General features: G+C 39.9%; 10 protein-coding genes. 4 read left to right on the forward strand and 6 right to left on the reverse strand.

The features are described from left to right. Both AC1DND_RS07110 and AC1DND_RS07115 read right to left on the reverse strand, forming a co-directional pair. Positions 1-2,090: TonB-dependent receptor (locus AC1DND_RS07110; RefSeq protein ID WP_477580292.1), on the reverse strand; the 2,090-nt coding region annotated here is incomplete at its 3' end. Between the two features lie 566 nt (positions 2,091-2,656). Continuing rightward, complete coding sequence (locus AC1DND_RS07115; RefSeq protein WP_477580294.1) at positions 2,657-3,187, reverse strand: AAA family ATPase; 531 nt, start codon at positions 3,185-3,187, stop codon at positions 2,657-2,659. A 435-nt stretch (positions 3,188-3,622) separates the two neighbouring features. Here AC1DND_RS07115 and AC1DND_RS07120 point away from each other — a divergent pair, with 435 nt between their 5' ends. Together AC1DND_RS07120 and carB are read left to right on the forward strand one after the other, a co-directional pair. Next, complete coding sequence (locus tag AC1DND_RS07120; protein WP_477580296.1) at positions 3,623-3,940, forward strand: carboxypeptidase regulatory-like domain-containing protein; 318 nt, start codon at positions 3,623-3,625, stop codon at positions 3,938-3,940. 210 nt (positions 3,941-4,150) lie between these two features. Next, positions 4,151-6,988 (forward strand): carbamoyl-phosphate synthase large subunit, encoded by a 2,838-nt coding sequence (gene carB, locus AC1DND_RS07125; RefSeq protein WP_477580298.1) that lies wholly within the window; start codon positions 4,151-4,153, stop codon positions 6,986-6,988. Positions 6,989-7,160: 172 nt separating this feature from the next. Here carB and AC1DND_RS07130 read toward each other — a convergent pair whose 3' ends face one another. From AC1DND_RS07130 to AC1DND_RS07140, 3 genes are all read right to left on the reverse strand, one after another. Further along, positions 7,161-8,468, reverse strand: a complete 1,308-nt coding sequence (locus tag AC1DND_RS07130; protein ID WP_477580300.1) for a M20/M25/M40 family metallo-hydrolase — start codon at positions 8,466-8,468, stop codon at positions 7,161-7,163. Between the two features lie 19 nt (positions 8,469-8,487). After that, a complete protein-coding gene (locus AC1DND_RS07135; RefSeq protein ID WP_477580302.1) occupies positions 8,488-10,320 on the reverse strand; it encodes a M61 family metallopeptidase in 1,833 nt (610 codons plus the stop codon). 189 nt (positions 10,321-10,509) lie between these two features. Further along, entirely contained in the window at positions 10,510-11,637 is a 1,128-nt protein-coding gene (locus AC1DND_RS07140; RefSeq protein ID WP_477580304.1) for a DUF4407 domain-containing protein, read from the reverse strand. A 128-nt stretch (positions 11,638-11,765) separates the two neighbouring features. Between AC1DND_RS07140 and AC1DND_RS07145 the strand changes: the two genes are divergently transcribed. Together AC1DND_RS07145 and AC1DND_RS07150 are read left to right on the forward strand one after the other, a co-directional pair. Beyond that, positions 11,766-12,083, forward strand: coding sequence for a rhodanese-like domain-containing protein (locus AC1DND_RS07145; RefSeq protein ID WP_215165554.1), 318 nt, complete (start codon positions 11,766-11,768; stop codon positions 12,081-12,083). A gap of 110 nt (positions 12,084-12,193) precedes the next feature. Then, on the forward strand, positions 12,194-12,391 hold the full coding sequence (locus AC1DND_RS07150) for a DUF6358 family protein (RefSeq protein WP_029277955.1): 198 nt from the start codon (positions 12,194-12,196) through the stop codon (positions 12,389-12,391). Here the strand turns inward: AC1DND_RS07150 and AC1DND_RS07155 are convergent. Next, positions 12,369-13,400, reverse strand: a complete 1,032-nt coding sequence (locus tag AC1DND_RS07155) for a dipeptide epimerase (RefSeq protein WP_477580306.1) — start codon at positions 13,398-13,400, stop codon at positions 12,369-12,371. The two genes, AC1DND_RS07150 and AC1DND_RS07155, sit on opposite strands and share 23 nt — an antisense overlap. Positions 13,401-13,550 lie beyond the last annotated feature (150 nt).

Below are 13,550 nucleotides of genomic sequence, written 5' to 3' on the forward strand. Positions count from 1 at the left end.
CCGTTATCATAGTCATCATAATATTCGGTAAAGTTCTTGATTTTGTTTCTGCTCAATGCTGCATTGGCGTTTAATACAAATTGAGAAGAGATGGTGTATGAACCGTCTGCCTCAATCCCTAAACGGTAGCTTCTGTCTACATTCTGACGGAAATTTCCGCCAACATCATTTATTTTTCCGGTAACCACCAATTGGTTTTTATAAAACATACCATAGGCATTTGCACCGACATTAAATTTATCATTTTTAAAACGGTAGCCTAACTCTACATCATTCAAACGTTCAGGTTTTGGAGAAATACCAACAGCGGCATCTGTATAGTCATCGCGGTTAGGCTCTTTGTTGGCCACACTAAATGAGGCATAAACATTGCTCTGCGGATTGATAAAATATGTTGCACCAAATTTCGGGTTAAAGAAATTCAAGGTTTCGTTAATAGCCAAAGTGTTTAGTTTGTTTTCCGTTCCGGCAACATCGAAATATACCCGGCGGTACTGTAGGTCGGCAAATAAGCTTAACGATTCTACCGGGCTATAATTTACTTTACCATAAACGTTAAAATCGGTTTTGAAACCATCGTTATCATAATAATGCCTGTCTATATTTCCATTTGAAGCATACTGGGCCCAGATCACCTGCCCGAAGTGGGCGCCTTTATATTCGTTATATGCACCGCCCAAAGTAAAATTTAAATTCTTTTGAGGCACGTAGTTAAAGGCATAGGTAACACCATAAAAGTCGTTATCTAACCACCGTCTACGGATTAAATCCGTTTCGGTAACTGGTGCTCCTCCCGGAATAACAACCGGATTTAAGCCATAATTCTTAAGTTTATCCTGTGCCCTGAATTCTTCATAATAACCTTCGCCTTTGGTGTAGTGTAAAGCGCCGTTAAAAGAAAACTGATCAGAAAACTGTCTGGCATAAATTAACTGGTAATGGTTTTGTGTATAGTTATCCGTTTGGTTATTGTACAAGAAACTGTTGTAAGTTCTTCCAGAGTTTAAAAGATTAGCGGCGTCATCTGCACCCAATCCGTTTCTGTCAATATAGGCATTCATTCCAACCACATCATTTTCTAAGCGTGATTGCGGAATACCGTTCCATGATTGATAGGTTTTCTCATTTCCTGAAAAAACATTTACGCGCAGGAGGTCTTTATTGCCATGGTAGGCACCAGAGAGAAAATATGATTTAAGCAGTGATGAACCACGGTCTACATAACCATCAGAACTGATTCTTGATAAACGGCCATCAAAGCTAAAGCGGTTGTTAATCAAACCAGTTCCAACCTTAACGGTGTTTTTCCAGGTATTGAAACTGCCGTAAGTGCTGTTTACTTCCGCATAGGRCTCCATTTCGCTGGCAGTTGTCTGAATATTTAAACTCGCACCGAATGCACCTGCACCATTGGTTGAAGTACCTACACCGCGCTGAATCTGTATGTTATCTACAGATGAAGCAAAATCGGGCATGTTTACATAAAACGTACCTTGGCTTTCGCTATCGTTTATTGGAATACCGTTAACCGTTACGTTGATCCTGCTATTGTCGCTACCGCGGATACGGATACCTGTATAGCCTACGCCCGCACCAGCATCAGAATTAACCACAACTCCTGGTGTGTTCTGAAGGATGAAAGGCAGATCTTGTCCGAAGTTATTCTGTTGGATTTCTTCCTTGCTAATGTTCTTATACGTAGTTGCTGATTTTTCTGTCGCCCGTATAGCGCGGACAATCACCTCATCTGCCAGGAAATTTTGAGCCGAGAGGCTAAAATCCAGCGTAGTATGCTGTTTAAGTTCTACAGCTCTTTCGATTGTTTTATAGCCTACATAACTTACCACAATCGTGTATTTTCCGTTAACGAGGTTAGTGATGCTGTAATTTCCGGAGGCATCACTTACAACTGCGGTTTTTTGAGTTCTTAATTTAACCGTAGCGCCGGGAAGTGGCTGCTGGTTTTGATCTGTTACTTTACCGGTAACAGTAATATTTAAGGGTTTTACCCTCCACCTTCTGCCTTTTACCTTTCGCCTATAAAATGGGTATGATCTCAGCCTGTTTTTGTGTTTATTTAAACAAGGCACCCCTAATGATGGTGCAAATGTAGAAAATATTTAACAATAAGCGTGTTTTTTGATGCATTATGGGTTAATTGGACAAAAAAATAACAACTCCATAGCATTACTTAACGAATTTGGTGGGATTTTAGGTTTAGAAAATGAAAGGTTCTGTGTGCTTGACATCTTCAGGCCCGCTCCCGTTTCTGCTGCAGATGAAACCTGTGAAACAAGCCCTTCCATTTCCAAATAAAAAAATAATAATATTAATAGGAAACGAGTGGTTCTGAACATTTAGCTTTTTCAGCCCCGCTTTTGGTACGAGTTCCGATGAAGGATCGGAAGCTCTTCCCGACAATCGGGTTTATTTMACTTAGGCCGGTGCTGGGAAAACAAACCGCTGTTAACTAAACCCGACAGCAGCGGTTCCGATCCTTCATCGGAATTAGCGAATGGCGGGACTACAGCACCTATGAAATACTAACCTTTCATTTCCTAAAAAAAACATTTTATTATTAATGGGAAATGAGCGCCCTGAGCTTTTGGCAAATTTCAAACAAAGTCATGAATCTAGTCAAGAAACATCTATTTTCTTATACACAAAGAAAATCGTTTACTGCCTTAATTGCATTTTCGAACCTTTCATCACCCAATCCACCAATTACCTTATAATTCGCATTTAGTGCTTTCAGTTCATTATGCCAAACCTGCATAAAATATTCGCGCTTATCGGGGAAATCGCGCAGCGGATCATCTTGCCAGGGCAAATCGATGTCCATTAACAGATACAGGTCGTACGGTCTCTTAGGCAGTGCATCCAGCACTTGCTGTGGTGTTTCACCTAGTACTTCATCGCTCCAGATCTTTACCGTAATAAAAGTCGTATCACAAATAATAAAATCGCTTTCGGTAGTTACTAAAATAGCGTCCTCCAAAGCTACCTGCCCGTAATACATGTTCACTTCATCTTGCAGGGTATAATCGGCAACCAGGTTTTCGCAGTAATAGCGGGCATACTCTGGCACCCACGAAACTTTATAATATTTTGCCAGCAATTGAGATATGGTAGATTTTCCCGTACTTTCCGGGCCAACAATAGCGATCTTTTTAATGTTTTTATTCACGATATGTTTTCTGAATACGGTCAAATGTAATGGAAAAAGCCTTAAAAGAAAAAATCCGGTTGAGGAGGGCTCCTCTAACCGGATAATAAACCAAACAAACTATTTATGAAGAAATCCTCATGGCGGGTAACTAATCCGCGGAGGAAGCTTTAGATCATTGTCTAAAGTATATACAAAACGCATATATGTTCTGCTTATTACAACATTATTGCCAATATTTCTAATATCACAACTTCGTGACTTAATTCTGACGTGTAGCGCCACTTTTACGAAATTCTTTTAACACTAATTAACATTTACAATAAAAMCGTACATTTGATTTTGACAGCCATGTATAATTTATAGTACAATCTAAAAATTAGTGTTCATTATTTAAAACTATTTGTACTAAATGGTGTTATTTATTTAAGACATCAACAACTAAAACGTTATACCATGAAAAAGTTATGTGTTGTATTATCTCTGCTCATTGTATTTGCTTTAGGTTCAATTGCCTTTACAAATATTAAATTGGGTGGAATAATCGGAAAAATTACACCGGGTGATGCGGCTTCTGCTGTTTCGCTTGTAGCGGCGACAGACACGCTAAAAGCGCAGGTTAGCCAAGGTGTTTTTACTTTTACTAACCTCAAAGAAGGCGTTTATACTGTCGTTGTAAAAGCCAATGCACCATACAAAGATGCTGTTATAGAAAAGGTTGCCGTGAAAGATAGCGCCACCACAGATTTAGGCGAAATTAAATTACAGCAATAGTTCATTTCGCAAAAGAAAAATCTAAAAAGAGCACTTAAATAGTGCTCTTTTTTATTTTAAAAAAAACGCCTAAAAATCATGCTAAAGATGTATCTTTGCATCCCGACAGAACAGTTGGGATTTTTCTTCTTACAAGCACAAAATCTCGTTGCTTTCAGGGTTTCAAAAGAACCAACACTTTAGAATTTTAATTATTGTTTAAGCTTTATCATGCCTAAAGACACTTCCATACGCTCAGTACTGATTATCGGATCTGGACCAATTATTATTGGCCAAGCCTGTGAATTTGATTACTCGGGTTCGCAAGCGGCTCTTTCTTTAAAAGAAGAAGGGATTACCGTTTCCATTATCAACTCTAATCCGGCTACAATTATGACGGACAAGGTTATCGGCGACCATGTTTATTTGCGCCCGTTAACTGTTGATTCAATAGAGGTTATTTTACAAGAGCACATCGACTCTGCAGATTTACCTAGAATTGATGCGGTACTTCCTACCATGGGAGGCCAAACAGCATTAAACCTTTGTAAAGAAGCTGAAGAACGTGGTGTTTGGGAAAAATATGGTGTAAAAGTAGTCGGTGTAGATGTTGCTGCAATCGAAAAAACCGAAAACCGCGAAGCTTTCCGCCAGTTAATGGTTGATATCGGTGTAGGTGTTGCAGAATCGAGAATTGCCAACTCATTTTTAGAAGGTAAAGAAGCAGCACAAGAAATCGGTTACCCATTGGTAATCCGTCCATCATACACTTTAGGTGGTTCCGGTGGTGGTTTCGTACACAAAAAAGAAGAGTTCGATGCCGCTTTAAAACGTGGTTTAGAGGCTTCGCCAACACATGAAGTATTAGTAGAGAAAGCTGTTTTAGGCTGGAAAGAATATGAGTTAGAGTTATTAAGAGACAGCAACGATAACGTAATCATTATCTGTTCGATCGAAAACTTCGATCCGATGGGTATCCACACAGGAGATTCGATCACTGTTGCTCCAGCAATGACCTTATCTGATCGTTGTTACCAGGATATGCGTAACCAGGCGATCAAAATGATGCGTGCAATCGGCAACTTCGCCGGTGGCTGTAACGTTCAGTTTTCGGTTAACCCGGCAAACGATGAAATTATCGCCATCGAAATTAACCCACGTGTATCACGTTCATCAGCTTTGGCAAGTAAAGCAACTGGTTATCCAATTGCAAAAATTGCAGCAAAACTGGCAATCGGTTACAACCTGGATGAAATTGAAAACCAGATTACCAAAACCACTTCAGCATATTTCGAACCTACTTTAGATTACGTAATCGTTAAAATACCCCGCTGGAACTTCGATAAATTTAAAGGCGCTAACAAAGAGCTTGGTTTACAGATGAAATCGGTTGGTGAAGTAATGGCAATTGGCCGTACTTTTATCGAAGCACTACAAAAAGCTTGTCAGAGTTTAGAGATTAACCGCGCTGGTTTAGGTGCAGATGGCAGACAGGTGCGCAATATCGAAGAGATTATGGACGGTTTGGAGCACGCTTCATGGAACCGTTTATTCTTAATAAAAGATGCCATGGCAATGGGCGTACCTTTAGAGTCTATCCGTAAGGTAACCAAAATTGACAAATGGTTCTTAAACCAGATTCAGGAGCTGGTATTGCTCGAAACTGAACTAAAAAGATATTCACTAAACAATATCCCTCAAGATTTCTTCGTAACGCTTAAACAAAAAGGATTCTCTGATATCCAGATCGCCTGGTTGTTAGGCAATGTTACGGAAGATGAAGTTTACGATCGCCGTAAAGCTTTAGGTATAAACAGGGTATATAAAATGGTTGATACCTGCGCTGCGGAGTTCCCGGCCAAAACACCATACTACTACTCTACTTTCGAAGAGGAAAACGAATCTGTTCCATCTGACAAGAAAAAGGTAATTGTATTGGGTTCAGGTCCTAACCGTATCGGTCAGGGTATCGAATTCGATTACTCTTGTGTGCACGGTTTATTGGCAGCAAAAGAAACAGGTTTTGAGGCCATCATGATTAACTGTAACCCTGAAACAGTTTCAACAGACTTTAACATGGCCGATAAATTATATTTCGAGCCGGTTTTCTGGGAACATGTTCGCGAAATTATCGAGCTGGAAAAACCAGTGGGCGTTATCGTTCAATTGGGTGGACAAACAGCTTTAAAAATGGCTGAGAAATTAACCGAAAGAGGCATCAAGATTATCGGAACATCTTTCGAGAATATGGATATCGCTGAAGACCGTGGCCGTTTCTCAGACCTGTTGAAAGAATTAGATATTCCTTATCCAAAATATGGTGTTGCAGAGAATGCTGAAGAAGCAATCGTTGTAGCAAACGAAGTAGGTTATCCTGTATTGGTCCGTCCGAGTTATGTACTGGGTGGACAAGGCATGAGCATTGTAATCAACGATGAAGACCTGGAAAAAGCAGTAGTAAAATTATTGGGCGATTTACCGGGCAACCGTGTATTGATCGATCACTTTTTAGATAGGGCAGAAGAGGCAGAATCTGATTCGATTTCTGACGGTGAGGATGTCCACATTGTGGGTATGATGGAGCACATCGAGCCTGCAGGTATCCACTCAGGAGATTCATTTGCCGTATTACCTACATTCAGCTTATCAGAAACGGTAACTAAAGCAATGGAAGAATACTCGATCAAAATTGCAAAAGCATTAGATGTGCGTGGTTTATTAAACATTCAGTTCGCCATTAAGGATGAGAAAGTTTATGTAATCGAGGCAAACCCAAGGGCATCACGTACGGTTCCTTTCATCGCAAAAGCTTACGATGTTCCATACATTAACATCGCCGCTAAAATTATGTTGGGTGTAGCGAAGCTGAAAGATTTTACGATCGTTCGTAAGCTTGAAGGTTATGCCATTAAAGAGCCGGTTTTCTCTTACGAGAAATTCCCGGAGGTAGCGAAAGAATTAGGTCCTGAAATGAAATCTACCGGTGAGGCGATCCGTTTCATCAAAGATTTAGAAGATCCTTACTTCCGCAAGCTTTACAAAGACAAATCAATGTATTTGAGTAAGTAATCTGCTTACGAAGACTTATAAAATAGCAATGGCCAGTGATGATTTTTCACTGGCCATTTTTTTTGTAGTTGTATTGGGCGGCTCGTCATTCCCAACTTGATTGGGAATCTTAAAGCCTACTGCATTACGATTCCCACCTGCGGGAATGACGACCGTTTTATAACTGCCGCTATTATTGCTTCAACTTCGGAATCCTCGTTGGGGTATCCGTTCCGTTTACAATGGTAATGGCGCTCTTTGCGATCGCTTTGATGGTAGAAAGGATATTTTCTACGTCCAAAGAACTATATTCGTCTTTCACACTATGGTATAATTTATCGATATCAATTTTATCGGTACTAATGGTATGTGCCGGAACGCCTAAAGCAGCTAAAGTTGCGTTATCACTTCTATAAAATAAATTTTGATCTGGATATGGGTCTGGATGGAAAGTAAATTCGGTCCCAGCCAAATTTTTCTGCAAAATCTTTCCAAAATCAGATCTTTCATAACCGGTAATAAATGCGGTATTCTTGCCAAATTTCGAATCCTTACCAATCATCTCAATATTGAACATGGCTACTACATCATCAGGATTTAGTTTTTCAGAGAAATATTTTGCACCGAAACCACCGATTTCTTCAGCAGTAAAAGCAACAAAGATTAAAGTACGTTCATTGTTTTTTTGCGCTTTGTAATACTTGGCAAGGGCAATCATAGCCGTCGTACCTGAAGCATCATCATCTGCACCATTGGCAATACTATCACCATCTACACTTTTTAAAAAGCCTAAATGATCATAATGACCTGAGAAAACCACAATTTCTTTTGCTTTTGATTTACCTGGAATTACCCCTGCAACATTAAATAAAGGCATTTTATCTACCTTACTTTTAAATGTTGCCGAAAAATCTGTTGCGGCATCTTTACCCAAAACAAAAACCTGTACAGCGCTTGTAGTTGCTTTAACATCTTTCTCATCAACAGTTGCCGGTTTACTGAAGTAACTTCTATAACGGTTAAACAGATCGGTAAATTTACTGTCAACCAAAACAATCTGGTTTTTTCCGGCACCCATCGTTGCCCTTAGCTGAGGCACAAATGCTTTTTCGGGATCTAATTTAACAACAGTGGTGTTCGATTTATCTAGTGTAACACGCTCAGAAGTTACGCCTGAAACAATTAAATTTTCTGGGGCAACTTCCTGTCCATCTATTTTAACACTTGTACCTTGGTTGGTAACCTGATATTTATTAAAGGTTTGACGGAAAGTTTTCTCGCCAGCTAATGGCTGTAAACCGATCTTTTTAAACTCAGATTCGATAAAAGTAGCCGCTTTATCAATGCCTGGCGTAAAGGTTGCACGCCCCTGCATATCATCGGCACTTAAGGTTTTAATCAGGTGATCGGTGTATTCGCGGGTGATGATTTTATCTATGTTTTGCGCTTTAAGCTGCAAACTTGCCATCCCGACAAGCGTAAAAAAGAATATTTTCTTCATATAATAAGTATTAGTTTTGCTATTTAGATTTTACCTGCGATGTTAACCATTTATCTCTAAAAGTTTGCATGGCCGGTGTTAAATCTCCCCCTGTTTTTTCAATCGGAACAAGCTCTAAAGCCGGATCTTCTATTAAGGTTAATTGTGCCGTTTTTTGCGCTCCACGGTAAAGATAAGTAACCTTCAGCACATCGCCGGGTTTATGGGCATCACTAATGGCCGTAACCGCAGCTACATCTTTTACTGTCACGTCATCGATGGCTAACAATACATTATCAACATCTAAACCTGCCTCATATGCAGGCGTACCCATCAGTGTCTGTCCTAATATCAATTTCCCATCCAGGTTATTAATCTTGCCAAAGCCAGCAAAAGCTTTACCAGGATTTGCTTTGCGCAAAACAAGACCTGCATTTAAAAGCAGCTTGGCATAATCGTTCTTTTCGGTGCCGTAAATATAATTTTTAAAGAAACCGGCAGCGAAAGCACGATCTTTAGTCAGCGTTGCTAGGGTTTTCTCTAAATCAGGTACAGTGTACGCAATTTCTGGCTTGCCGTAGGCTTTCCAAAGCGCACGCATATAATCATCAAGGCTGAGTTTAAATTCGGTTCTTAAGCGAAGATCTAAAGCCAGGGCAGTTGCAGCACCATAGGTGTAATACGAGGTGAATATGTTGCCTTTATTGGTCTGATCGATAGCCACACCAGCATCGGCAAACACCGCATACCTACTGGCCTCAATTGGCGAAAAGTTTTTTGCTCCGGGAGACAGTAAAGCAGCATTTACCAGGCCGTTAAAAGTTTGTATGGCATTGTCGGTAGTTTTTAAACCCGCCCTGGTTAACAGCAGATTGCCATAATATTGGGTAAAGCCTTCAGCCAGCCAAAGTTCATCACTCATATTGGCATGCTCAAAATTGAAGGGCTCTAAAGTTTTTGGCCTTAAACGCTCTACATTCCAGCTGTGAAAATATTCGTGCGAAAAAGTACCCAGGAGGTTCGATTCATAACCCGCAATTTTTGGTGTGCGCTGCACAATCGATGTGGAGTTTCTATGCTCCATTCCATCGCCTGCATTCTCCGGATATACATCATCCAGAAAATAATAATTACCGTAATCGTATGTGGGAAATTCGCCCCAAACGGCAAAATGTTCATCGACCATTTTTTTAAGCATCTCAGCATAATTATCAATGGTTTTCTGGTCGTCGTTAGCATGCGTAATTAAATGGATGGTCTGAACTTTACCATCGGTATTTTTAACCTGCCAGCTTGCCGTTTTGTAATTGGCAATTTCGGTAGGACTATCCATAAAATATTGGAGATTTGGCGCGAAATAAGTCCCATTGGCCATTGGCTTAAGCTGTGTAGCTACCTTCCAGTCCTGTTTTTCGGCATAATTGAATTTCACCAGTCGCGGCCTGTTATCCATGCCTACCGGAAAAGCAAAAGTTGCCGGTATATTCATGTGTGCATGGGTTTCGTCGAAACCTGCATAGGTTCCGTCAATCCAGTTTCCAAAAAGTGTATAGTTTACTTTTACGCTGGAACCATGATTGGGAATTTCATAAACATCGCCTGCTGTTTGTTTAATGGCCAGCTGTTTGCCTGATGCATCGAAAGCTTTCAGGTGATATACATTTTTTCCAAACTCATGTGTAGCGTAACGGCCCGGAGATGACCTGCTCATTCTGACCTTTAGCGTACCCGCAGGAACATTTGGGACAACCATGCTGATTTCAGCTTCATGATGGATAACATTTGGAAAGGAAACCGTATAACTGATCTCATTTTGGGCAAAAGCCTGAAACGATAGTAGACCAAATACCGCAGCACCTAAAAATTTCTTCATAAAATCGGGATTATAAGGGCAATTTAATAAAAATGGAAGATGTTTGAGGTAAAATGTACGATGGATAATAGTTGATGGTCTGATAGTCAATAACTGATAGCCTAATGTTCACAGTTGATTTTTTTTGGTTTAGGAGTTAAGCCATGGCCTACGAACCATCCGCTCTCAATTACCTTCTTACATTTCCCCTTAGCTCTCGCTATCCCAATCGTGTTTTTCGAGATCGCGGTAAGCTTTTCCTTTTATAATTCCCTTCTTTTTAGATGATTCGGAATCGACCCTTGTTTCGTGAATATTATCTGCTACTTCAAAATGGAAATCCTTATCTTTTTTCGAATGATAAATCGATACTTCATCTCCATCCGCTATAGCATAATCATAAGGCCCGCGTGCACTCATCAGTTTTACAAACACCGGCAAGCATTCAAAAAAGATAAACAGTAGCCCGATAAAAGTAACAGCGATTGCCGTATTGTTATCCCGTGTGCCATCTACATTAAATTTAAGTTGCCCTAATGCCCAGTTTCGGTCGGCAAAACCAGCAATATCCGATAAACTGTCTAACTGTTTTTTAGTGTACAGTTTTTCAGTAAACAGCCCATCAAATTCTTTGCGCTTATCTACAAAACCTTCCGATTTATTGATGGCGGCTTTTAGTGAATCTAATTCAGCCGTGCGTTGTGCTATTTCAGCTTCCTTGCGCTTGGCATACGGTCCGTAGCCCATTACCCCTGATGTTTCGGTGGTTTTGTTTCCAAAAATCTCGAAATTAAGTTTTTGTCTATCCGCTTTAATTCCTTTTTCAAGCGAATCCCGTGTGGCTTTCTGTTGATTTAACCTGCCAAATTCTACCTGATATTTTTTCTCAAAGGCTTTGTTCAGGGTATCAATTTTAGAACGCTGGCCGTTTAAGTAACTTACTTTTAGGCGTTCTTTAATTTCCTTATCAAAAATTTTAAGCTCTATTGGTCTCGAAATTACCATACCAATCATAATGGCTAACAGAATACGCGGTGTAGCCTGTAACAACTGTTTATTGGTACTTGCACTTTTATTAATGCTCGATACGATATAGCGGTCCATATTAAAGATGGCCGCCCCCCATAAAAAGCCGAAAACAATGGCAAAAATTACCGCCAGATCATCCCCCTTAAACACAAAATACATGGCATAGCCTCCGGAAAGGGCAGCAAATAAGCCTGTAAAAAAGATGGTGGCGCCAATGCCAGTATATTTATTTTGTTCTGAAGGATACTTTTCCAGTGTCGGGATATGAGCGCCAGAGCAAAACCAAAAGAAACGGTTCAGTTTGTCCATTTGTAACTATTTATAATTAAACGCCTAAGGGTTAAAGTTGTTACAGCTTCAAACAAAATTTTATGGCATTTTTTTGATGGGGAGCGTAAAGTTGATTTTCCTATATTTGCATAAATACATTTAATAAAATGAAAGAAATATCGGTACAAGAACTAAAAGAGAAAATCGATAACAAAGAAGATTTTCAATTGATTGATGTTCGTGAAACATTCGAATATGAGGTTTCCAATCTTGAAGGCGAGAATATCCCTTTAGGTGGAATTTTAATTGAGGCTGATAAGGTTGCGAAAGATAAGCCGGTAATTATTCAGTGCCGCAGTGGAAAAAGAAGCGCAGCAGCAGTAATGCAGTTGGAGCAACAATACGGATTTGATAATCTTTATAACTTAAAAGGCGGTATTTTAGCTTGGCAAGAAGCTTTTGATCCCAACATGCCAGTATATTAATGATAGAATGAATGAGTTTTGAATGAGTGATTGTTAATAGCATAACGCTTATTCAAAATTCATTCGCTCATTCAATCATTCTCTAATTTCGTCATTCAATCATTTCAACTGTGGGTAAAAAATTTGCTTTAAATATCTTCTATAACCTGGCCATTATCCTTTCTATTTTCGGATTGGTTTGGTGTTATAACAATGCTAAATATCTTCCAGCTGGCTTTTTGGTAGGCACAACGGCTTGTTTGTTCTACTTTAAGTATCAACTTACCAAAGACATCAGAAAAAGCTTTAAAGAAAAAGATCAGAAGTAATGCCTGTTAAGCCTAAACCGGGCAGATCTTTTAAAATATACTTACCGTTTTCGAAAGCCGGATCAGTAAAGGGGTTATTCTTGGTGAGCCATGGCCCATCCAAATCGGCCCAGTTACATAAAGGAGCCAAAGCAGCTGCGGCCAAAGTGGCACAACTGGTTTCGCTCATACAGCCAATCAGCACTTTCATCCCAAAAGAACGGGCTTTCAAAATCATCTGATGCCCTTCGTACATGCCACAGCTTTTCATCAGTTTTACGTTAATGCCATGATAGGCGCCTTTCAGTTTGTCCATGTCGGCTAAACGCTGTACGGCTTCATCAGCTAACAGCGGGATTGGGCTGCGCTCGGTTAGCCAGGCATTCCCATCGAGGTTGTTTTTATCCATAGGCTGCTCGATTAACACCACGCCCTGGTTATGCAGCCAATAAATTAAATCGATCGCTTTAATTTTATCTGCCCAACCCTGGTTCGCGTCCACATATAAGGGTACATTGGTCATGCTCCTGATCGTTTCGATAATTTCCTGATCGTTATCCCTCCCCAATTTAACTTTGATCACTTTAAAAGCTTCAGCATCTTTCAGTTTTTCGCGGATTACTTCAGGCGTATCAATCCCAATGGTATAAGAAGTTACCGGCATCTTAGCAGGATCTGCGCCGTAAATTTCATAACAGGGTTTATTTAACAGCTTTCCATTGATATCGTTAAGCGCAATATCTATTGCCGCTTTAATGGCTGGCTGGCCTGGAGCAAGGCTGTCCAGATAGCTAATTATTTCTTTGAAATCGAATGGATACTGGATTTTATCCAAATCTACAAGGCTAAGAAAAGCCGCTGCGCTTTCATAGCTCTCGCCCATATAGGGTACCATAGAAGCCTCACCATAACCTGTTACACCTTCATATTCTATCTTCAACAACATTAAGGGGGTGCTGGTACGGGTAAATTTCGAGATCGAAAAAGGATGTTTTAATTCTAATTCAAATTGTCTGCAACTAATCTTCATTATCAATCGTCTTCTAAATAAATAAGGTAATTATCGCTTTGCAAATTATCTTTGTTTTTATTAACGCAACTACCACTGCCATGAAAAACATTTCAAGATTACGGTATTTTATTTATTTATCCTTAATAATTATTGGAGGATGTACCACAG

The sequence above is a fragment of the Pedobacter sp. 01N416 genome (genome assembly GCF_056399685.1).

Bases quoted from the DNA above. Each gene is read 5' to 3' on its own strand.
- carB (WP_477580298.1), top strand. From the start codon at position 4,151: ATGCCTAAAGACACTTCCATACGCTCAGTACTGATTATCGGATCTGGA.
- AC1DND_RS07120 (WP_477580296.1), top strand. From the start codon at position 3,623: ATGAAAAAGTTATGTGTTGTATTATCTCTGCTCATTGTATTTGCTTTA.
- AC1DND_RS07130 (WP_477580300.1), bottom strand. From the start codon at position 8,468: ATGAAGAAAATATTCTTTTTTACGCTTGTCGGGATGGCAAGTTTGCAG.
- AC1DND_RS07140 (WP_477580304.1), bottom strand. From the start codon at position 11,637: ATGGACAAACTGAACCGTTTCTTTTGGTTTTGCTCTGGCGCTCATATC.
- AC1DND_RS07135 (WP_477580302.1), bottom strand. From the start codon at position 10,320: ATGAAGAAATTTTTAGGTGCTGCGGTATTTGGTCTACTATCGTTTCAG.
- AC1DND_RS07145 (WP_215165554.1), top strand. From the start codon at position 11,766: ATGAAAGAAATATCGGTACAAGAACTAAAAGAGAAAATCGATAACAAA.
- AC1DND_RS07155 (WP_477580306.1), bottom strand. From the start codon at position 13,400: ATGAAGATTAGTTGCAGACAATTTGAATTAGAATTAAAACATCCTTTT.